Below are 21,280 nucleotides of genomic sequence, written 5' to 3'. Positions count from 1 at the left end.
CATTTTCCTCTCTGGAGCTGGGTGGCATCACTGGCTCAGGCTTCAGTTCGCCCCTTCCGCCTCGGCGTCCTGCTGCTTGGCCAGCTTGTGACCGTCTTCTGACTGGCCGATCTTCCAGTAGCTGGAGACATAGAAGTGGGACTTGGGGATCTCATGCACCTGCTTGAGGTGAGCACGCAGCGCTCGCATGCTGCCGAATTCACAGGCCGCCCAGACAGACACCTGACCCTCCAGGCTCGGCAAGGAGGCGATCTTGTCCAGCAGCGGCTGGCCGCTCGGGTCCGGCTGCGCATTGATGACCCAGTGCAGCTCGATGCCGGCCGGATGCTCAAGCATCTGGATATCGGCTTCGCTGGTCACCTCGATGACGGCGTGGCCGCGCGCGTCTGCCGGCAGCTCGGCCAGATTGACGCTGATCGCCGGCAAGGCTGTCATGTCACCCGCCAGCAGGAACCAGTCGGCTTCCATGTTGATCAGCTTCTTTGGCCCCGGGCCGCCGATGGTGATGCGGTCCCCCGGCTGGGCGCTGACGGCCCAGGCAGATGCCGGGCCGGCGTGATCGTGCAGCGCGAAATCGACATCGATCTCGGTCGCACACTGATGACGAATGGTATAGGTGCGCATCATCGGGCGCTCGCCTTCCCCGCGCGGAAACACCAGTTTGATATAGGCGCTCTCCTGCCCCTCGGGGATGGAGCCGATATTCTCCCCGCCCAGGGTGACGCGCAGCATATGCTCCGTCACCGGGGTGGAACGAATCACTTCAAGCTCTCGCATTGCGGGCTTACCCATCTTGCGCACTCCTCTGGCAAACGCCTTCAAGTTGTTCAGCATCGCGTGCTTCACACTCGCTTGTATTGTGGATCATGGCAGATGCCGTTTTCAGGAAGGTGGCGACCTCCTCATCGCTGAGGTCTCCCGCCATCCGCCGAGCGGTCTCATCTTCCAGGGCTTCAATCTCTTTGAGCATGTCGTGGCCCGCCTCGGTAGGGGCGAGAAACAGGCTGCGACGGTCCTGCGGATTTTCCGTCTTGACGATCAATCCCGCCCTCATCAATTCATTGAGCACCCGCGTCACGCGCGCCTTGTCCTGCCCCAGATGCTGCACGATCTTGTGCGCCGTGCACTCAGAGGTACGGCCAATGCCCTTCAGCACCCGAATGTGCGTGACAGGCAGATCAAGCTGGTAGCGCTGAATGCCCAAGCGAAGCTGCCTGCGATAGACATGCATCAGCTGATGCAGCACATCATTGAGTGATGCCTGACTCATGTGTCACTCACCATATGGTTGGTATAGGTCAACTATATTGGCAGATGGTTGATACTGTCAACAAAAATATAATCGAGAAGCATTCTCATCTTAATACCGAAAATCTCATATGCCTATCACTTTTCCCACCACTGCCAAGCGCGCTTTCGGCAACTCTTGCTGCGTGACATGGTGACAGCGAGCGGGAACCTGCTAAGGTCGAAGGCCACACATTCCTGACGCCCACGAGAGGCATCGATGGCTGAACTCTGCCTGCTGTTTGATTCCGATGGCACCCTGGTTGATAGCGAAATCCTCCTCGCCGAGGCCATGTCCAGCACCCTGCCCCGCTATGGTCTGCCGTTTACCAGCGACCGCTACATGAACGAGTTTCGCGGCATGCGCTTCATGAGCATCGTGCGCACGCTGGAGGCAGCCCATGGCGTTCTGGAAGAAGAGCCAACACGGCGCATGGAAGGCGAGATGCGCGCCCTGCTGGAAGAGTTGATGAAGGCACACCTGACGGCGATGCCCGGCATGGCAGCCGCCTTGATGGAGCTTGAAGGCTACCCCTGTGGCGTGGTGTCCAACGGGCCTGAGCGCAAGGTGCGTCTGGCACTCGATACCACGCGCCTGGCACGCTTCTTCGATGGCCATATCTACAGCGCCTATACCCTGGGCGTGTGGAAGCCGGACCCGCGCATCTATCGGCTCGCGGCCGAGCAGATGGGCTTTTCGCCATCACATTGCGTGGTGATCGATGATGCCATCGTCGGGGTACAGGCAGGGCTGGATGCCGGTATGCAGGTCATCCACTTCGCCCATCACGACGACGGCCATGAAACGCCGCGTGGCGCACTGCGCATGCACCATGCGCGCGAGCTGCCAAGACTGGTGGCGCAGATTTCCCAGAAGCTCGCTGCGCAGTACTAGAAGCTTGCGGCTCAGTACTAGACGTCGTCGCGCCTTCTCCCTCAGTTCCCGCACCATGCCCCCCCCCCCGGCTCGTGAAACCCCGTCTCATGACATCCCGCAGTGAGAATCCCGCAGCGAGAATCCCGCCCCTGAGGCGGGATTTTTCATGCCTGGCGCACAAGACAGGCTGCTTGTGGTGTGACTCGCTTTGCCTGTCGCAGCCACCAGCACTCCCGATCGCGAATGCCGCAAGCCGCCCTCTCCAACCGACACGAATAGGCAAGTTTTAGCGACTATAGCGCCTATATATCGCCCTCCTCGATACTTATAGTGTCTCTACCGCAAACACGCACCAGACACGCAAGGCTCGCAGGACACGACCGTACGCAAAGCCAGACGCAGCTCTCGTGCCCGCCCCTGACTTATCACAAGCGCAACCGCCGCACACCTGCAATCAGGATCTTGACCATGACTCGCAACCTCCCATTTGGCCCCAAGGGCTGGACCCCGGACAGAATCGGCTCGCTCGTCGGCAAGACCTATCTCATCACCGGCGCCAACAGCGGCGCGGGCTTTCAGGCAACGCGCATATTGCTGAGCAAGGGTGCCGACGTCGTGATGCTGAATCGCAACCCGACCAGATCAGAGGCGGCCATCGCGGCGCTACAAGAGGAGCTTGGCCCCGCGGCGAATGTCAGTCACATACGCATGGATCTGGCGGAGCTGGCCTGCGTGCGCAGCGCGGCCGCAGAAGTGCTGGAGAAGGTCCCGCAGATCGATGCCCTCATCTGCAATGGCGCCATCGCTCAGGTTTCCCGACAGCAACTCACCGTCGACGGTTTCGAAAGCCAGTTGGGCGTGAATCATTACGGGCATTTCCTGCTGTGCGGGCTGCTGTTCGAGCGTATCGATGCCTTCAACGGGCGGATCGTCGTGGTCTCCAGTGAAGGCCACAAGATGGGCCTGAAAACCATCCAGCTCGATGACATGAACTGGGAGCACAACTATCACCCGAACAAGGTCTATAGCCACAGCAAGCTGGCGCAGATGATGTTCGCCTATGAATTGCAGGACAGGATTGAGGCCGCAGGCCGCCAGGTAAACGTCTTTGTCTGCCATCCGGGCGCGTCCAACACCTCACTGATACGTGACAACGCCAATCTGGCGACTCGACTCAGCTGGGCAGTGATGGTGAAGACGGGCATGGCGCAGACGGCGGAGAAAGGCGCTTACCCGGAAGTCATGTGCGCCACCGAGGAGACCCTCAGGCAGCGGGCCTACCATGGCCCGACGGGGCTGATGAATTTCGGCGGCCCGGTGGGCGAGTGTGAATTGGGGGCATTTGTTCTGGAGAAGAGCGTCATGACCCGGCTATGGCAAGTCTCGGAGAAGGCAACGCAGTTGAGCTGGTCGATTTGACCTTGAGCCGACCACCGACCTTCCCGCCACCTTCAGGGAGGCGAATCCCATGAATGTATCACTGGTAGTGACAGGTCTTCTGATGATGATTCCGAACATGTCGTTTGCCAACAGCCTTTATGACGAGATCATCCAGCCGGAGACCTCGATTCAGGACAGTGAAGGCAATACCTATCACACCGTGAAGATCGGCGCTCAGACCTGGCTTGCAGACAACCTCAGAACGACTCGCTTTCAGGATGGCTCGCCTATCCGGACGGCATTCATCCCCGAGGATGACCCCGACAACCTGCTGTCATATGGCCGTCTGTATGACTGGCACGATGCCAGTGATGCTCGCAATCTCTGCCCGGCGGGCTGGAGAGTCGCCTCGGATGAGGACTGGAAAGCGCTGGAACGCGCCATCGGAATTGCAGAAAAGGAGATCGACTCGATGGGCTGGCGTGGCGATGATGATATCGCCATCACGCTCAAGGCGGCTCAACCCGACTTCCTGTTGACGTCCTTCGATCAGGCGCGCATCAATTTCACCGGCTTTTCTGCCAGACCCGCGGGCGTGAAGTGGAAGGGCTGGTATATCACCCAGGGCGCCTACGCCGAATTCTGGACCCGCAGTGAGGCAACACCGACCAAAGCGTTTGCCAGAACTCTGGCCTACTCCTGGTGGAATCCGCACAAGGGCGAGATCCGCCGAGCAACACTTGGCAAGAATGGCATGTTCTCGGTGAGATGCCTAAAGGACTGATCAGGGCAAAACACTGGGGGTAATGGGAGGGGCACAGTCGTTAGTGATATAGGCGCGAGGAGCGCTTGAGCAAGGACTCTGATCCGCTGAATCACGCCGATTGAAGACATTCTGGCGTCAGCGATTGAAAGCGTGGTTCAACAAGAATCCTTGCTGAAGGGTTCCTGCCGGTTCCGGGAGCAAGATGACATTGTCATGGTCAAGCGTCTTTCCGCAAATGGCGGGCTTCACGTTATTGTGTCGTGCTGATCATTGCTGGCTTGCAGCTAGCGCTCAGAAAGACTCGACCATGCTGTCACGCACACTCCATCCCGGAGGTGATATCGGCTGTCAGGCGCTCTCGCTCAAGGTATGTTCGATGCGGGTGGCGGGGACACTCTTGCCGGCATCATTCACGAAATCCGTCGCGTGATTCTTGTCTTCAATGGCCCACTTGCGAGCATGTCCGCGGCTGCCTTCTTCACTCAAGGCATGCTGCACTCTGCCTGCCGCCACGCTCATGCCGCTTTCCACATAGACTTGCGTGCTGCGCTCGGCCGGCTGCGCCTGCCCCATGATACGGCTCTCGCTCAATCCCTCACGAACACGGATGTCGCTTTCGCCATTGTCGGCAAGCGCCGCATTGCTCGCAGCACACAGGGCAGCTGTCACACACAGTACTTTCATGGCTTTCATGGCTTTCATGGCTTTCATGGCTTTCATGGCTTTCATGATGTTACTTCTCGTCTTTTTGATGGGTAGGTCAGATCTATCAAACTTGCGATTTTCCAAACGCCTGATTGATGCAACGCAAGATTGATAGAACGTAAAATTGATGGAATGCGGAATTGATACGTCAGGTTCGTGGCACTAAAGGCCTGTGAGCCATTTGTGTTGTCAGCCGATAGATTCCCCGAACAGACTTCACCGGCCAGCCTTGGCCACGCCTTGCCTCACATATTGAATTTTACCAGCGTCACGATACGTGACAGGCCCTGGGCCGCTGCCAATGACTGCGCAGTATTGCCACGTGTATCCTTGATCGAGGGGTCCGCACCGGCCTGCAGCAGCTGCTTGATGATGTTTTCGTTGCCGAACAGGGACGCCATCATCAGTGCCGTCTGGCCACTGTAATTGCGATGATTAACATCACAGTCGGTATTGGCGAGCAGCCACTTGGCTGTCTCGTCAAAGCCGCGAAACGCTACGCCCATGAAGGCATTGCTGCCCTTCTCATCCAGAGCACACGCATCAGCACCAGCGGACTTCAGCAGCGCCAGGGTGTCGGTATGCCCGTAGTAGGCCGCGAGAATGAACGGCGTATAGCTTCGCGAGTTGGTGACGGAAAGGTCACCGCCCTGCTGAACATATTCCTGGATCGCGGCATTGTCGCCGTCGCGTGCGGCATCAAAGATATCAATGTCGCCAGCCGCGACAGCCTGACCCGCCATGACCATCAGCAGCAGACTGGCCAACACCGCCAGCCATCTTCTGCCCAGGCCGTGTTGCGGCCCGCTGTGGTCTGTGGCTCGCATCGCATGGTGCATCTTGCGCTCCTCTCTGATACTGCTCTCGTGTGCGGCCGGCAGAGGAGCGCAAGCTCCCCTGCCGGGTGAAACAGGCCTGGGACTTCCGGGCAGCGGTTGATCGCGACCGCATCACGCTTATCTTCCTGAGCTCTGCTTTCTGAGCTCTACTTTCAGCCCGCTGCCTCAGATGCTTCAGTCCTCGATCAGCTCTTCCACGTCGTCCATGTCGACGTCTGCCACCTTGGCCAGACGCTCACCATATTCGTGGTCGGCCTGGTAGAAGTAGCTGACCATGATCTCGCGGATCTCCTCGTTCTTGACCTTGCCCAGGTCAGTCCCCAGCGCCTGGACCAGAGCGTCCTGATCCTGCTGGGAGAAGGAGCGATACAGCTCACCGGCCTGAGCGAAGTTCTGCTGCTTGCCGATCGGCTGCTGCTGGGTAGTGCCATTCAGGGTATAGCGCTTGTACTCGTACTGGCTGTCATCCACCAGCGAGTCGGCGTTGCGGCTCGGCTGATAGTTGATGGAGCCGGAACGCGGCTTGGAGTAACCCGCGCCGTCCTGGTGGTTGTTGTGCACGTCATTCTTGGGCGCATTCACCGGCAGCTGCATGAAGTTGGCCCCCAGGCGATAACGCTGGGCATCGGCGTAGGCGAACAGACGCCCCTGCAGCATGCGGTCTTCGGACGGCTCGACACCCGGCACCAGGTTGGCCGGCGACATGGCCGCCTGCTCGGTTTCCTGGAAGAAGTTGTCCGGCGTACGATTCAACGTCAGCTCACCGACCTTGCGCGCCGGGATCAGGTCTTCCGGCCACAACTTGGTGGTATCGAGCGGATTGAAATCGAAGCTGTTCAGCTTGCTGGGATCCAGAGTCTGGATATAGAGATCCCAAACCGGGTCATCGCCGGCATCCAGATGGGTGTAGAGGTCATCGGTCAGATGGTTGAAGTCAGTGGACTGCACCTTGGCGGCTTCTTGCGGCGTCATGCCGTGGTTGCCCTGACGCGACTTCCAGGTGAACTTCACGTACTTCCAGTCGCCTTCGGCATTGACGAACTTGAAGGCATGCACGCCGGAACCATCCATCTCACGCAGGCTGGTCGGAATCCCCAGCGGCGAGTAGAGGTAGGTCAGCATGTTGGTGCTTTCGGGAATATGGCTGAAGAAATCGAAGTAGCGATTCGGGTCCTGCAGGTTGGTACGCGGGTCCGGCTTCAGCGCATGGATCATGTCCGGGAACTTCATCGCATCGCGGATGAAGAACACCGGGAAGTTGATGCCAACGATGTCCCAGTTGCCCTGCTCGGTGTAGAACTTGACGGCGAAGCCACGCGGGTCGCGCAGGGTCTCCGGCGAGCCCTTGCTGTTGATCACGCTGGAGAAGCGCACGAAGACCGGCGTCACCTGGTCCTTGTCCTGGAAAGGTGCCGCAACGGTCAGGTCGGTCAGGTCCGCGGTGGCACGGAACTCACCGTAGGCACCGGTACCACGAGCGTGGACGACACGCTCCGGAATGCGCTCACGCTCGAAGTGCGCCAGCTTCTCCAGCAGGTGGTGGTCCTGCAGGAGTGTCGGGCCGTTCGGGCCGGCGGTCAGGGAGTTCTGGTTGTTGCCGACCGGCGCACCATTGGAGCGAGTCATCACTTCCTGCTGCGCCAGACTGCTGGCAGAAAGGCCCAGCGCCATCACGGCCGTCAGGGTCTTCATGGGAAAACGTACGTTCAGCATCTCGCAAATTCCTCGTTAAATCAGGGAGTAACGGGGCGAGAAGTATTGGCGAGAAGTTCCCATAGCAAAAATAAATAATAACTAACCAGCGGATAGCGAAAACCTAATGTGTTGCAATGTAGGCACCAGTTGATTCATCCCGCCGGCGAGGAACCCGATGTGGCGTCCGCCACGACGACCACGGCTTTCTTCATGTTCATGCATACAGGTGTCGCGCTGATGCGGTTTCCAGGTCAGATGCAAACTCCTCAATCATCAATCGCTCAGCGAGAGAACGCGAATCCGAGGCCTGAGGGTCAGACCTTCAGGTCAGGATTGTTGCGTCCTGTCATCCAATCTGAAGGGCTCGATACACTCGATGCGGCCCCTCAATCACCATGAATACGCACGGACGCAGCCCCACCGTGAGCCCACTCCCCCACATTCTGCCTTGTCCTCCGCAGCCGTCGCCTTGTCAGGCATGTCCATAGGCCAGAAACGACAACGGCCCCTCATGTTGAGGAGCCGTTGTCGTGAAGTCTTGCGACGTATCTGTCAGCGTATCCCGCGGTTACGCCTGTCGATTCGTCTTCTTCGGCTTGCGCTGGAAGGCCGGCATGTCATCGATGACCAGCACCGGATTTAGCTCTTCCTTGGGGAAGTCATTTTTCAGCCAGCGCAGCATGGAGAGCGCCAGAATCAGCATCACCGGAATCATCGGCAGCGCCACCACGATGGTCGAGGTCTGCACCGTCTGCAGGCCACCCAACTGGATAAGCGCAACACCCACGGCTGCGATCAGGAAGGCCCAGATCAAGCGGAACGAGCGCTTGGGCTCCTGATACCCAGACAGCTTGCGTGAGGTCACCGAGGCCAGTACGTAGGCCGAGCTGTCCAGCGTGGTCGCCAGGAAGATGAAGCACAGCAGGATGAAGGCCACCGTGACCAGCTTGGCATACGGCAGGGTCTGCAGAATGCCTTCCACCGCCAGCGGGATACCGCCACTGTCCAAGAGCGCCTTGATGTCCAGCGCGCCACTGATCTGCAGGTCCAGCGCGTAACCGCCCCACACCGCGAAAAACACCCAGGTCCCCAGCGAGCCGAACACCAGCTCCGCGATGATCAGCTCACGAATGGTACGGCCGCGCGAGATACGGGCCACGAACAGGCCCACCATCGGCGCGTAGGCAATCCACCATGCCCAGTAGAAGACGGTCCAGTCCTTCCAGAAGGTGGAAGCCCCCGCCGGGTCGGTCCACAGGCTCATCGGGATGAAGTTGCCCAGGGTCTTGCCGAGGCTGTTGACGAAGCCTTCGACCATGAACTGGGAGTCACCGACAATGAAGGTGAAGGCCAGCAGGAAGATCGCCAGAATCACGTTCACGTCGGAGAGGATCTTGATGCCCTTGGCCAGGCCGAACCAGACACTGGCCGAGAACATCGCCGTCCAAATGCACAGTACCGCGACTTCCAGTCCGAAGTTGGCTTCCATGCCGAGGATGCCGCTGACCAACTGTGACACCAGCGGTACCGCCAATCCCAGCGAAGTGCCGACGCCGCCGACGATCCCGAATACGACGATGGAATCCAGCAACACGCCCCAGGCGCCATCCGCATGACGCCCCAGCACGCCACGTGAGGCGACGGACAGACGCACGCCATCACGCTTCTTGACGTACATGGAGTAGGCGATCGGCAGGCCCGGCAGGCAATAGAAGGCCCACGGCGTCAGCCCCCAGTGGAACTGACCGAAGGCCAGGGCCCACTCCGCGGCCTCACGGCTCTTGGCCGCCACGTGATAGGCCGGCGAGGTGTAGTAGTAGATCGGCTCGACCCACGCCCAGTTGACGATCGCGATCCCCATCCCGCAGGTGAAGATCATCGCCACCCAACTGAAGTAGGAGAAATCGGGCGTATCCTCTGCCCCGCCCAGGCGGACGTTGCCGTAGCGGCTGAAGGCTAGCCAAATGAGGAACCCGACGACGCTCAAGCCGGCCACCAGATACAGCCAACCGAACTTGCCGGTGGCGAAGGAGAAAGCGGCATTGATCAGCGCGGTGCTGGCATCCGGGAACAGGATGACCGGGCCAATGAAGGCCAGGATAACCAACACGGCGGGGATGAAGACACGCGGGTCCAGATGATCGCCATCACTGGCGGGGGGAACTGCTTTTTGCACGACTACCACCTTAGTAAGAAAGCCCGAGCAAGAGGGGCGAGACGTCGCTCTTGCTCGGGCAATTCGCTGCATTCAATAATTTTTCGTAATGAAAAGAGCGCAGTATTATACATTTTCCTATTCCACGCGCATTATACTTTCCCGGTAACTGCGGGGAGCATGAATCGCGACACAGTATTTTCTCGTGCAAAAATGAATATAATTCATTATCCTCGCGATACGCACTTCACCTCCTCGCGCTCTCATCGTGCCTTCTTCGCGCCCTCCTCGACTAACTTTCCGCCAGGCGCGAACAGGCCGCCGACACGTCAATGTCGGCGACCTGTGGATCACAAGCGCTCATGAGCGGCGACTGTCGCGCAGAAACCAGCACCTGACGCGCCAGTCTTTCCGCCTTTGCATCGCGAGGGTCACGCTAACCGATGCGTCACTATCATGAGCAGCATCATCAACGTTCGCCTCGTGTCACAAGACGCTCAGCGCTTGAGCACTTCTCATGCGCCGGGATCTGCCCCCAGCAAGCTCAGGGTCAGGCAAGCCGGTCTTGAGCGATTAGCACTGGCTGACGTACTGGGGTACAAAAAACGCCCCACCTCGTGAATCACAAGATGGGGCGTTGGAACGTCCAGGGCGCTGTCGACTGTCTTCAGTCGGCGGCCCTCGGTGAACAATCATCGTATGGCGGGATCAGCTTGGCAGGTACTCCTCACTCCAGCTTTCGGACACCACGCCCTCCTCGATCAACTGGTCGATCTCTTCATCGCTGTGATCAAGGCCCTTGAGTACCGAGCGAGTCGAGGCGCCGTATTTCTCGGCCGGCGACAGTGGGTAGATGCGTCCACGCCGCGGACGGATGGCGTAGGGGTCAAGCTGGGTGATCTCGTGACCGCTGGGGTGGTCCGAGTAGACCGAGAACGAATAGCTGCCGGCATCGATCCCGGTCCGCTCACCAGCCGGGTGGACGTTGTAGGAGCGCAATGTCTCCAGGTTCTCGCACACAGCCGCGGCGATATCCGCCGCCTGCAAGCGCTCGACCCAGTCATTGGCTCGCGCGCTGATGAAACGCGGTGCCAGGTAGGCAGCACGCTCCTCACGCGGGATTTCCGGCAATTCTTCCAGTCCCTCGACCTTGCGGAATTTCTCCAGCTCCGATTCATAGGCACTGACCAGCAGGATGCCATCGGAGGCCGAATAGAAACGCGCCAGGTCATCGTAGCCGGTCGCCTCACGACCGGACGGCTCGTCGAACAGGCCACGGCGCTCATAGTCATAGCAGAACGGCAACTGGGCCAGACCGCTCAGTGCCGACAGCGAAGTCTTGATGCGCGAGGTGCGGCCGGTCTTGAGCTTGCGATACAGCGCGGTGGCAATCCCCAGCGACGCGCCAAAGCCGCACATGACATCGATGGTGCCGACGTGGGCGTGCTCTTCCGGGGTGTCCATGCTACCGCCGAAGCGCAGCATGATGCCGGTGGTGGCCTGCACCAGATCGTCATAGCCGAGGTAGTTGGTGCGCGGCCCGGGCAGCACGCCACTGAAGCAGTCCAGCTGACAGAAGACGGCGTCCGGATTCAACTCGCGCATGGCCTCCTCGCTCAGGCCCATGGAGGCCACCTGCCGGTCGGTGGCATTCCAGACCACCACATCACTCTGGCGGATCAGCTCATCCAGGATGGCACGCCCGCGGGGCTGTCTGACGTCGGTCAGCAGCGAGCGCTTGGAGCGCATGTGCGACAGGCCGAAGATGACGGTATTCCAGCAGTCATAGAACGGCTTGGCCGGGTCGACCTTGATGACCTCGGCACCGAAGCGCGCCAGATACGCCACCGAGTGCGGCCCGGCGATCACGTTGCACAGGTCCAGAATCTTGACGCCTTCCAGCCAGCCATCGCGGGCATTGCGTGCCCGCACCCGCGGCAGCTTGGTCTCGATGCGGGTCAGCACCGACAGCGCATGGGTGACGCTCACCCAGCGCCGCGGCCTGGGCGTCAACATCTCCTGGCCGCTGTCGGCCATCCACACCATCGGGCCGGGCTGGATCATCAGCCCGAATTCCGGGTCCTCGACCTCGACCATCAGGCCCGCCGTCTCGGCGTGGTCATCGTGGATCCACTCCTGCAGCCAGCGCTGCGGCGCGCCGGGGAACTTGCCCTTGCCGAAGATCTTCTCCCATTCCTTGGAGGTGCGCGTGAGGAAGACCTCCTTCATGCGCGCCGCGATATGGTCCGCCCAGGACTTGGGCAACGGATAGACGCCCAGCGACATGTCGGATTGCCATTCGCTGCTCGGGCGATAGGTATCCGGCTCCTCGCTCATGCCTTCGGCGACCAGCTCATCGTAGAGGCCCAGCACCTTCAGGCAGCGCTTGGCGTGCTCGCGGTGACTCGGACAGACCACATAGAACATGCGGCCATCCTTGCACTTGTAGCTGCGATAGAAGGGATCGAGCAGCTCCTGCAGCTCGTCGTAGTCGAGATTCATCGGCTGGCCTTCGATACGCCGACGTTCGATCTCCTTCTCGCGCTGGGTCTTGTAGCGCTCCGGCAGGCCCTCGATCTTGATCGAGTTGTAGCAGAGCCCTTCCATCAGCGCGCAGGCCAGCGGCACCTCGATCTCGTCGCCCATGCCGGTCCGCTCGCGGGCCTGCAGCGCCAGCACCACCGAGGAAGCCGCCAGCATGGTGCCGTAGGCCGAGCCCAGCGGCAGCGGCGAGAAGGACGGGTTGATGCCCATCAGCACCCGGTTGAGGCCCATGTCGGTGAAGACGCCGGAGTTGGCGGCGATCACGCTCTCGAAAGCGCGCCAGTCGCGGCGCAGGGTATCATTGGAGGCAAAGCCGGGAATCGACAGCGTGATCAGCTCATTGCGCTCCTCGCGCAGGGCCTGGAAATCGATGCCCAGCCGCTTCATGACCCCGGGGCGGAAGCTCTCGATCACGATGTCGGCCTCCTCGATCAGCGCCAGCGCCTGCTCGACGCCCTCCTCTGACTTGAGGTTCAGCGAGACGATCAGCTTGTTGCGATTGAGCGTGGCGTTGGCCGGCGACTGCCACATCGGCCCGCCGGGCGGGTCGACGTGAACCACGGTGGCGCCCAGATCGGCGAGGATCATGGCGACGGCAGGGCCCGCCATGTATTGACCGAAATCGATGACCTTGACGTCAGTCAGCGGCAGGCGGGTTTCGGAGTGGGTTGTCATCGGTGCGGTCCTTCTGTCCGGGGGGCATGCGGGTTGCGTCAGCCCCGGTGAGCGTCATGTGTTGAGAGAGACAGGAAAAGTGCACTCAGCGAGGCTTGGCGTCATCACGCGGGCTGGGGGTCTCCAGCACCAGATGCGGTTCGAGCACCTTGCGCGCGAAGTCCTGGCGCAACCAGCGCACCAGCGACCAGGTCAGGATGAACAGCACCGGGATCATCGGCAGCGCGACCACGATGGTGGAAGTCTGCACCGCCTTGAGGCCGCCCAGCTGGATCAATGCCACCCCGACACCGGCGATCAGGAAGGCCCAGATCAGGCGCACGCTGCGCTTGGGCTCCTGATACCCGGAGAGTTCACGGGTGGTCACCGACGCCAGCACATAGGCCGAGCTGTCCAGGGTGGTGGCGAGGAAGATGAAGCACAGCAGGATGAAGCTTGCGGTGATTAGCTCGGAGAACGGCAGCGTGGCGAGAATCGCAGACACGGCGCCGGGGATACCGCCGTCGCTGAGCGCAGCCGCGACATCCAGGGTGCCACTCACCTGCAGGTCCAGCGCATAGCCGCCCCAGACCGCGAAGAATACCCAGCAGCCCAGCGAGCCGAACACCAGCTCGGCGATGATCAGTTCACGGATGGTGCGCCCCCGCGAGATGCGGGCGACGAACAGCCCCATCATCGGCGCGTAGGCGATCCACCAGGCCCAGTAGAAGACGGTCCAGTCCTTCCAGAAGGTCGAATCGCCCACCGGGTCGGTCCACAGGCTCATGGTCACGAAGCTCGACAGCATGGTGCCGAGACTGTTGACCCAGCCTTCCACCATGAACAGCGATGGGCCGGCGATGAAGGTGAAGGCCAGCAAGGCGATGGCCAGAATCACGTTGATGTCGGAGAGAATCTTGATGCCCTTGGCCAGCCCGAACCACACACTGGCGGAGAAGATCGCCGTCCAGATCAGCAGCACTCCCAGATTGAGCGCAAAGGACGGCTCGATGCCCAGCAGGTCTCCGAGCAGTCGTGATACCAGCGGCACCGCCAGCCCCAGCGAGGTGCCGACACCACCGACGATGCCGAACACCACCACGGCATCCAGCAACACGCCCCACCAGCCATCGGCACGCTTGCCGAGCACGCCGCTGGAGGCCACGGAAAGACGCACACCCGGGCGATTGCGCACATACATGGAATAGGCGATGGGAATCGCCGGCAGGCAATAGAACGCCCAAGGCGTCAGCCCCCAGTGAAACTGGCCATAGGCCAACGCCCACTCGGCGGCCGCATCACTGCCGGCCTTGACGTCAAATGGCGGGCCGGTGAAATAGTAGATCGGCTCGACCCACGCCCAGTTGACGATGGCGATACCGATGCCGCCGGCGAAGATCATCGCGACCCAGCTGAAATACGAGAACTCCGGTGTGTCCTGCGGGCCGCCCAGACGGACGTTGCCGTAGCGGCTGAACGCCAGACCGATCAGGAACACGACGACGGAGAAGCCCGCCAGCAGGTAAAGCCAGCCAAAATTGCCGGTCGCGAAGGCGAAGGCCGCATTGACGGCAGCCTCACCGGATTCGGGGAACAGGATGATGGGAATGATGAGGCCAGCGATGACGAGCACCGAGGGCAGGAAAACCCGCCAGTCGATCTCGTCGCGGGCCTTGTGGGAGGCACGGGGCTCGCGTGTCGGGCTCCCGCTGCCGGAAGACGTCTTGGGCGCAGAACTGCTCATGTTGATCACCGTTATTGTGGTTATGCGATTCGGTGTTTAGGCGAGGTCCACCGCGATTGGCGTATCGCTGGTGGACCACTCAACGCATGTTGTTGAAAGGGTATGGCTGTCTAAAGCCGAAATCTCTGACGCGTCACATCGATTGCCGCCACTTCTCAGACACGGCATAAACAATGCCGAGGCTCATCCGCCCCGCTCAATCGGGACAGAATTGCGCAATGCCATCCTCGAAGGACCAATCGATATCGTGATTCTCCGAGATCGTGATCAAGACGTTGCCGGGGGCAATCCCCGGGTTTCTGGCCAGCGCCTCGACCACTCTGGCGTAGAACGCCTTCTTGGCCTGGTCCGGCTTCCCGCTGCGCATCACCAGATGCATCATCACGCGGTCCTGATTGCGTGACTGGAATTCGAGGTCCTGATCGGCACATTCATGGATCACCTGGTAGCGATCATCTGCCGGGAAATCCAGGGTCTCGATGACGGCGGCATTGACCTCATCGGCAATCGCCTTGCGATAAGCATCAGACTTGCCTTTCAGAACATTGATGGTGACAAAGGGCATCATGGCCTCCGCTGGCACCCGGGGAAGGGGTGCGGTGAATGAACATCGAATTTGCCAGACCCCGGGGTCTAGCGATGACGGAAGACCGGCGCACGCTTGGCAACGAAGGCGCTCATGCCCTCCTTCTGGCCCTCGGTCGCGAAGGCGGCCTGAAAGAGCAGACGCTCTTGACGAAGCCCCTCATTGAGCGGGGTCTCGAATGCTGTGTTGACGGCTGACTTGGCCATCTTGACCGCCGGCGTGTTGTAGCCCGCGATGGTATGCGCGGCCTCGAGCGCGTTCTGCATCAACTCATCCTTGGGCACGACCCGCGCCACCAGGCCAATCTCCTTGGCCTCCTGAGCGCCGATGTTGCGACCGGTCAAGACCATATCCATCGTCATCGCCTTGCCGACCGAGCGGGCCAGGCGCTGTGATCCGCCGATGCCCGGCAGAATGCCCAGCTTGATTTCAGGTTGGCCAAACTGGGCGTCTTCCGAGGCGATGATGAAGTCGCACAGCAGGGCCAGTTCACAGCCGCCACCGAGGGCAAAACCACTGACGGCGGCGATGATCGGCTTGGAAATCCTGCGCACCTCGTCCCAGGGCGAGAGAAAGTCATCCATGTAGAAATCAGTGAAAGACTTCTCGGCCATTTCCTCGATATCCGCACCGGCGGCAAAGGCGCGGGGATTGCCGGTGATGACGATGGCGCCGATGCCAGGGTCGGCGTCCAGCTCGCGGAGGACCGCCAGCGTCTCCTCGGCCAATTGGCGGTTGAGCGCATTCAGGCTTTTCGGGCGATTGAGGATGATCAACCCGACGCGCTCGCGGCGCTCGACGACGATCATCTCGAGAGTTTCCGGCTCCAGCGCGTCAGACGCCGACTGTTTGGCCTGGGGTTGCGATTTCACCATCTTGTTCATTCTTGTCTCCCGATGTCGGGTGGCGTCACTCTGGCATGAGTTCTGCGTAAATTCGGCGTCAGTTCGGCGTACTTACTGCGCATCGCAGGACGTTGCGGTACTGGGCGATGACGCGTCACTGGATGACGCGGCGTCTGGCGCTGCGCCGCGCGTTTTCGCGGCGGTACCTGATGACTTGCGAGCCGGACGGGCCTTGTGTGCGCTGCCATTCTCGCTGCGATTCTCGACTGTCTGTTCGCTGCCATTCTCGACAGGCTGTCCGCCGTGCTTCTGGCGGTCAGATTCGGGCAGATGATAGGCACCATGGCGTGCCATCAGCTCGTCCAGAATCGCCTCGCGATGCTGGCCAAGGCCCGGCGCACTGCAGGGCACCTGACTGTCGATGTCCCGGCGCCCCGTGAGCTTGATCGGATTGCCCGCCGTCCTGAATGGCTTGCCGGCCTTGCCCTGGACCTGAACGATCATGTTGCGGGCCTTCAGCTGCGGGTGATCGAACAGCTTGTCGATGGTATTGATCGGCGAGCACGGCACGCCCTCCTCATTGAGCAGATCCACCCAATGCTGAACCGGCTGCTGCACCAGGATTTTTTCCATCTCGATCACCAGTTCCGGGCGATTCCTGCAGCGCATGTCGTTGCTGAGAAAACGCGGATCGAAGGCCAACCGCGCCGCACCGATGGCATCGGCCATCAACAGGAACAAGGTGTCGTTGCCGGCCGCGATGACGAGCTTGCCATCCTGCGCATTGAAGCTTTCAAACGGCGCCAGCGAAGGATGGCAATCACCGGTGCGGTGCGGCACCTTGCCCTCGATATCGAAGCGCGCCAGCGCCGTTTCCATCAGCGCCGCCTGGCAGTCGAGCATGCCGATATCCACCCGCGTGCCCTGGGCATCCCGAGTGCGGCTATAGAGCGATGCGAGAATGCCCACCGCGGCAAACAGCGCCGCGCTCAGGTCACCAAAGCTGGTCCCCACGCGGGCGGGCTCACCGTCAGGCCAGCCGGTCAGGCTCATGATGCCGCCCATGGCCTGCACGACCATGTCGTAGCCGGGCAGTTCGCTGAAGGGGCCGGTGTGCCCGAAGCCCGAGATCGAGGAATAGATCAAGTGAGGATGCGTTCTGGCCAGGCGCTCAGGGCCATAGCCCAGGCGGTCCATCACCCCGGGGCGGAAGTTCTCCACCAGCACATCCGCCTCATCCAGCAGGCGCTCAAGCAGCTCGCGGTCACGCGGCGACTTGATGTCCAGCACGATGCTTTCCTTGTTGCGGTTGAAGCAGCTGAAATAGGCGCTTTCTCCCTCCACGAAGGGACCGAATTCGCGGGTATCGTCTCCGGTCCCGATCTTCTCCACCTTGATGACACGTGCGCCCAGGTCAGCCAGCACCATGGTGCAATAAGGCCCGGCGAGTACCCGTGAGAAATCCAGCACGGTGATCCCGTCCAGTGGCCCCTTCTTGAGTTCCGTCTGCGTCGAGATGGCCATCGGTCAACTCCCAAAGTCGTGGCGTATTACTGTGCGTTCAGGATCCATCCCGCGGCTTTTTCCGCGATCATCAGGGTCGGCGAGTTGGTATTGCCGCTCACGATGGTCGGCATGATGCCCGCATCCGCCACCCGCAAACCCTGGATACCGCGCACACGCAGACGGCTGTCGACCACCGCCATCGGGTCATCCGCGCGCCCCATGCGCGTGGTGCCCACCGGATGGAAGATGGTGGTGCCGATATCGCCGGCGAGCCTGGCGAGCTCTTCATCAGTCTGGTACTCGACCCCCGGCTTGATCTCTTCGGGCTTGTAGCGCGCAAAGGCCGGCTGGGAGGCGATACGCCGCGTGACCCGCAAGGAATCGGCCGCGACCTTGCGGTCCTCCTCGGTGCTCAGGTAGTTGGGCGCGATGGCCGGGGCCTGGCGCGGGTCGGCGCTCTGCAGACGCACCGTGCCACGGCTGGTGGGGTTGAGATTGCAGACACTCGCGGTGATCGCCGGGAAGGGATGCAACGGCTGCCCGAAGGCCTCGAGGCTCAGCGGCTGGACGTGGTACTGGATGTTGGGATGGGCGTAGTCATCGCTGCTGCGCGTGAAGGCCCCCAGCTGTGACGGCGCCATGCTCATCGGCCCGGAACGCTTGAACAGGTACTGCATGCCGATGCCCATCTTGCCCAGCAAGGTGCTGGCCATGGCGTTCAGGGTCTTGGCATTGGTGACCTTGTAGACCGAGCGGATCTGCAGGTGGTCCTGCAGGTTCTCGCCGACGCCGGGCAGGTCCTTGACCACCTCGACGCCGTGTTCCTCCAGCAATGCCCTGGGCCCGACGCCCGAAACCTGCAGCAGATGTGGCGAGCCGATGGCGCCGGCACACAGCACGACCTCACGCTTCGCCGAGAGGTTGATGACCTTGCCGTCACGCACGACCTGCAGCCCCGTGCAGCGCAGATCGGTAGCTTCCTCCGCCGCCCCTGTTCCAGCCCCCATGCCCTGCTCGCCGCCCGCAAACAGCAGACGATTGACCTGGGTGGAATGCCACAGCGTCAGGTTGCTGCGCTTGAGCGCCGGGCGCAGGAAGGCCTTGGCCGTGTTCCAACGCCAGCCCGCACGCTGGTTGACCTCGAAATAGGCCACCCCTTCATTGCTGCCGCGATTGAAATCCTTGGTGCGCGGAATGCCGGCCTGCTCGGCCGCACTGGCGAAGTCATCCAGCACTTCCCAGTTGAGGCGCTGACGCTCGACGCGCCATTCCCCACCGTGACCATGGAAATCCCGCTGCTCGGGGTCACTGCTGGCGCCGTCATCCAGTAGCGCGTGATCCTCGTGACGCATGAAGTCAGCCAGACACTGCTCCCAACGCCACTCGTCATCGCCGGACACCTCGGCCCAGTGATCGTAATCCCGCGCCTGGCCGCGCATGTAGATCATGCCGTTGATGCTGGAACAGCCGCCCAGCGTCTTGCCGCGCGGATAGATCAGCGAACGGCCGTTGAGGCCCTTGTCCGGCTCGGTGCGGAACATCCAGTCGGTGCGCGGGTTGTTGATGCAGTACAGATAGCCCACCGGAATGTGAATCCAGTGGTAGTTGTCACGTCCGCCCGCCTCGACCAGCAACACGCGGTGGTCAGGGTTGGCGCTGAGGCGATTGGCCATCAGGCAGCCGGCGGAACCGGCGCCCACGATGATGTAATCGAATTCAGAGAGATCGTCGCCCGGTTTGGCGGGGCGAGCGTCCTGCTCGCCCTCCGGGGATCGATGCGGGTTGTTCTTGTTGTCTGACATGGCGCGTCCCTCTCCAGACAGCTGGCGTATGCTGGTAGGTAACCAGAATGCAGATGACCGCAGTCGCGAGCGACTTACTTGGCCGTCGGCATGGCGAATTCGGCACCGGCATCGATGGAATCCGACCAGCGCTGCATGATGGACTTCTGCTTGGTGTAGAAACGCACACCCTCTTCACCGTAGGCGTGGGTATCCCCGAACAGGGAGCTCTTCCAGCCACCGAAGCCGTGCCAGGCCATCGGGACCGGAATCGGCACGTTGATGCCGACCATGCCAACCTGAATGCGGCGCCCGAATTCACGCGCGACACTGCCGCTCTCGGTGAAGCAGCTCACGCCGTTGCCGAATTCGTGGTCGTTGATCAGCTGGATGGCGGTCGCGACGTCCGGTACACGGACACAGGCCAGGACCGGGCCGAAGATCTCTTCCTTGTAGATGGTCATGTCCGGCGTGACGTGATCGAACAGCGTGCCGCCCATCCAGAAGCCTTCAGTGCTGTCGCCGCCGATGTCGTTGCCGGTGAATTCACGCCCGTCGACGATCATCTCGGCGCCTTCCGCGACGCCCTTTTCGATGTAACCGCAGATACGCTCATGCGCCTGACGGGTGACGATCGGGCCCATCTCGGCATCCAGGTTCATGCCGTCCTTGATCTTGAGCTCGCGGGCACGCTCGGCCAGACGCGGCACCAGGGTGTCCGCCACATCGCCCACCATCACCGCGACGCTGATGGCCATGCAGCGCTCACCGGCGGAGCCGTAGGCCGCGCCGATCAGGGCATCCACCGCCTTGTCGAGATTGGCGTCCGGCATCACCACCATGTGGTTCTTGGCGCCACCCAGTGCCTGGATGCGCTTGCCGTGACGTGCGCCGCGCTCATAGATCAGGTTGGCGATCGGGGTCGAGCCCACGAAGGACAGTGCGCGCACCTTGGGGTGGTCGATCAGCGCCTCGACGGAATCCTTGTCGCCCTGCACCACGTTGAAGACGCCATCCGGCAGGCCCGCCTGCTTGAGCAGGTCCGCCATCATCAGCGAGGCGCTGGGGTCCAGCGGGCTCGGCTTGAGCACGAAGCTGTTGCCTGCCGCGATGGCGACCGGGAACATCCACATCGGCACCATCACCGGGAAGTTGAACGGCGTGATGCCGGCGACGACGCCCAGCGGCTGGCGCATCGTCCAGTTGTCGATGCCGGTGCTGACCTGATCGGTGAAGTCACCCTTGAGCAGCTGCGGGATACCGCAGGCGAATTCGACGATATCGATGCCGCGTGCCACTTCGCCCTGGGCGTCGGTGAATACCTTGCCGTGCTCGCGGGTGATCGCCTCCGCCAGCTCGTCCTTGTGCTCGTTGAGCAGCGCGAGGAACTTGAACATCACTCGGGCACGGCGGATCGGCGGCGTGTCGGCCCAGGCCGGGAAGGCGGCGTCGGCAGCAGCCACGGCGGCATCGACATCACTGTTGCGTGCCAGCGCGACCTGACCGGTCACCTTGCCGGTGGCCGGATTGAAGACATCCTGAGTGGCGCTGGAATCGCCTCGGGTCACCTGGCCGTTGATGAAATGCTGGATAGCGTTGGCTGCTGTCGTCATGGTGCTGATCTCCGCTGGCGGTGTTTTATAGGAATAAGCCTGTGTAATGCACATGTCTGGCGCTGAAGGTCCTTCGCCTGGTCAATGACGAACGAGGACATGCCATCAGCAGGTGTTCATGAAATTACGCCGCCACGCGCAGGGTGCAATTGAGTAATTCTTGGGTGAGATATAACGATTGCTGATATCCGATTTCGCTCAGAAATTTCTCCGCTTCCCTCGAGAACCAGAGCAACATTAAATCGTTTATAATCAACAATTTACAACGGAAAAGAAGGAAGGGGCACCGACAGCGGCAGGCGC

At 61.2% G+C, this 21,280-nt stretch carries 16 protein-coding genes; 3 read left to right on the top strand and 13 right to left on the bottom strand.

What is annotated here, in order from left to right; translation table 11 throughout:
- Positions 1-42 precede the first annotated feature (42 nt).
- Together QD208_RS03160 and QD208_RS03155 are read right to left on the bottom strand one after the other, a co-directional pair.
- Entirely contained in the window at positions 43-792 is a 750-nt protein-coding gene (locus QD208_RS03160) for a siderophore-interacting protein (protein WP_279835578.1), read from the bottom strand.
- Positions 785-1,270, bottom strand: coding sequence for a MarR family transcriptional regulator (locus QD208_RS03155; protein ID WP_279835577.1), 486 nt, complete (start codon positions 1,268-1,270; stop codon positions 785-787). Before QD208_RS03155 ends, QD208_RS03160 begins: the two co-directional genes overlap by 8 nt.
- Before the next feature lie 237 nt (positions 1,271-1,507).
- Here QD208_RS03155 and QD208_RS03150 point away from each other — a divergent pair, with 237 nt between their 5' ends.
- The 3 genes from QD208_RS03150 to QD208_RS03140 all read left to right on the top strand — a co-directional run bounded on the left by QD208_RS03150 (position 1,508) and on the right by QD208_RS03140 (position 4,328).
- Positions 1,508-2,182, top strand: coding sequence for an HAD-IA family hydrolase (locus tag QD208_RS03150; RefSeq protein WP_279835576.1), 675 nt, complete (start codon positions 1,508-1,510; stop codon positions 2,180-2,182).
- Between the two features lie 312 nt (positions 2,183-2,494).
- Positions 2,495-3,583, top strand: coding sequence for an SDR family oxidoreductase (locus QD208_RS03145; RefSeq protein ID WP_279835575.1), 1,089 nt, complete (start codon positions 2,495-2,497; stop codon positions 3,581-3,583).
- A gap of 49 nt (positions 3,584-3,632) precedes the next feature.
- A complete protein-coding gene (locus QD208_RS03140; protein WP_279835574.1) occupies positions 3,633-4,328 on the top strand; it encodes a fibrobacter succinogenes major paralogous domain-containing protein in 696 nt (231 codons plus the stop codon).
- Positions 4,329-4,658: 330 nt separating this feature from the next.
- On the opposite strand, the gene QD208_RS03135 is transcribed toward QD208_RS03140, so the two are convergent.
- The 11 genes from QD208_RS03135 to QD208_RS03085 form a co-directional block, all read right to left on the bottom strand.
- Positions 4,659-5,099: a hypothetical protein gene (locus QD208_RS03135; RefSeq protein WP_279835573.1), complete on the bottom strand. Its 441-nt coding sequence runs from the start codon at positions 5,097-5,099 to the stop codon at positions 4,659-4,661.
- Positions 5,100-5,260: 161 nt separating this feature from the next.
- Positions 5,261-5,854: an ankyrin repeat domain-containing protein gene (locus QD208_RS03130; RefSeq protein ID WP_279835572.1), complete on the bottom strand. Its 594-nt coding sequence runs from the start codon at positions 5,852-5,854 to the stop codon at positions 5,261-5,263.
- Between the two features lie 174 nt (positions 5,855-6,028).
- Entirely contained in the window at positions 6,029-7,567 is a 1,539-nt protein-coding gene (locus QD208_RS03125; RefSeq protein ID WP_279835571.1) for a catalase, read from the bottom strand.
- Positions 7,568-8,117: 550 nt separating this feature from the next.
- Complete coding sequence (locus tag QD208_RS03120; protein ID WP_279835570.1) at positions 8,118-9,725, bottom strand: BCCT family transporter; 1,608 nt, start codon at positions 9,723-9,725, stop codon at positions 8,118-8,120.
- A gap of 687 nt (positions 9,726-10,412) precedes the next feature.
- Positions 10,413-12,923: a CoA transferase gene (locus QD208_RS03115; protein ID WP_279835569.1), complete on the bottom strand. Its 2,511-nt coding sequence runs from the start codon at positions 12,921-12,923 to the stop codon at positions 10,413-10,415.
- Between the two features lie 85 nt (positions 12,924-13,008).
- Positions 13,009-14,646, bottom strand: a complete 1,638-nt coding sequence (locus QD208_RS03110) for a BCCT family transporter (RefSeq protein WP_215823029.1) — start codon at positions 14,644-14,646, stop codon at positions 13,009-13,011.
- 196 nt (positions 14,647-14,842) lie between these two features.
- On the bottom strand, positions 14,843-15,211 hold the full coding sequence (locus QD208_RS03105) for a tautomerase family protein (RefSeq protein ID WP_279835568.1): 369 nt from the start codon (positions 15,209-15,211) through the stop codon (positions 14,843-14,845).
- Between the two features lie 68 nt (positions 15,212-15,279).
- A complete protein-coding gene (locus QD208_RS03100) occupies positions 15,280-16,041 on the bottom strand; it encodes an enoyl-CoA hydratase-related protein (protein ID WP_131433075.1) in 762 nt (253 codons plus the stop codon).
- 147 nt (positions 16,042-16,188) lie between these two features.
- Entirely contained in the window at positions 16,189-17,601 is a 1,413-nt protein-coding gene (locus QD208_RS03095; RefSeq protein ID WP_279835567.1) for a CoA transferase, read from the bottom strand.
- 26 nt (positions 17,602-17,627) lie between these two features.
- Positions 17,628-19,385: a GMC family oxidoreductase N-terminal domain-containing protein gene (locus QD208_RS03090; protein WP_279835566.1), complete on the bottom strand. Its 1,758-nt coding sequence runs from the start codon at positions 19,383-19,385 to the stop codon at positions 17,628-17,630.
- Between the two features lie 74 nt (positions 19,386-19,459).
- Complete coding sequence (locus QD208_RS03085) at positions 19,460-20,977, bottom strand: CoA-acylating methylmalonate-semialdehyde dehydrogenase (RefSeq protein WP_107334494.1); 1,518 nt, start codon at positions 20,975-20,977, stop codon at positions 19,460-19,462.
- Between the last annotated feature and the right edge of the window lie 303 nt (positions 20,978-21,280).

The sequence above is a fragment of the Cobetia sp. 29-18-1 genome (assembly GCF_029846405.1).
Taxonomy (GTDB): domain Bacteria; phylum Pseudomonadota; class Gammaproteobacteria; order Pseudomonadales; family Halomonadaceae; genus Cobetia; species Cobetia amphilecti.
This window is presented reverse-complemented; position numbering and strand designations above follow the sequence as displayed.

Bases quoted from the DNA above. Each gene is read 5' to 3' on its own strand.
- QD208_RS03085 (WP_107334494.1), bottom strand. From the start codon at position 20,977: ATGACGACAGCAGCCAACGCTATCCAGCATTTCATCAACGGCCAGGTG.
- QD208_RS03115 (WP_279835569.1), bottom strand. From the start codon at position 12,923: ATGACAACCCACTCCGAAACCCGCCTGCCGCTGACTGACGTCAAGGTC.
- QD208_RS03155 (WP_279835577.1), bottom strand. From the start codon at position 1,270: ATGAGTCAGGCATCACTCAATGATGTGCTGCATCAGCTGATGCATGTC.
- QD208_RS03160 (WP_279835578.1), bottom strand. From the start codon at position 792: ATGGGTAAGCCCGCAATGCGAGAGCTTGAAGTGATTCGTTCCACCCCG.
- QD208_RS03140 (WP_279835574.1), top strand. From the start codon at position 3,633: ATGAATGTATCACTGGTAGTGACAGGTCTTCTGATGATGATTCCGAAC.
- QD208_RS03090 (WP_279835566.1), bottom strand. From the start codon at position 19,385: ATGTCAGACAACAAGAACAACCCGCATCGATCCCCGGAGGGCGAGCAG.
- QD208_RS03110 (WP_215823029.1), bottom strand. From the start codon at position 14,646: ATGAGCAGTTCTGCGCCCAAGACGTCTTCCGGCAGCGGGAGCCCGACA.
- QD208_RS03095 (WP_279835567.1), bottom strand. From the start codon at position 17,601: ATGGCCATCTCGACGCAGACGGAACTCAAGAAGGGGCCACTGGACGGG.
- QD208_RS03125 (WP_279835571.1), bottom strand. From the start codon at position 7,567: ATGCTGAACGTACGTTTTCCCATGAAGACCCTGACGGCCGTGATGGCG.
- QD208_RS03150 (WP_279835576.1), top strand. From the start codon at position 1,508: ATGGCTGAACTCTGCCTGCTGTTTGATTCCGATGGCACCCTGGTTGAT.
- QD208_RS03100 (WP_131433075.1), bottom strand. From the start codon at position 16,041: ATGATCGTCGTCGAGCGCCGCGAGCGCGTCGGGTTGATCATCCTCAAT.
- QD208_RS03105 (WP_279835568.1), bottom strand. From the start codon at position 15,211: ATGCCCTTTGTCACCATCAATGTTCTGAAAGGCAAGTCTGATGCTTAT.
- QD208_RS03130 (WP_279835572.1), bottom strand. From the start codon at position 5,854: ATGCACCATGCGATGCGAGCCACAGACCACAGCGGGCCGCAACACGGC.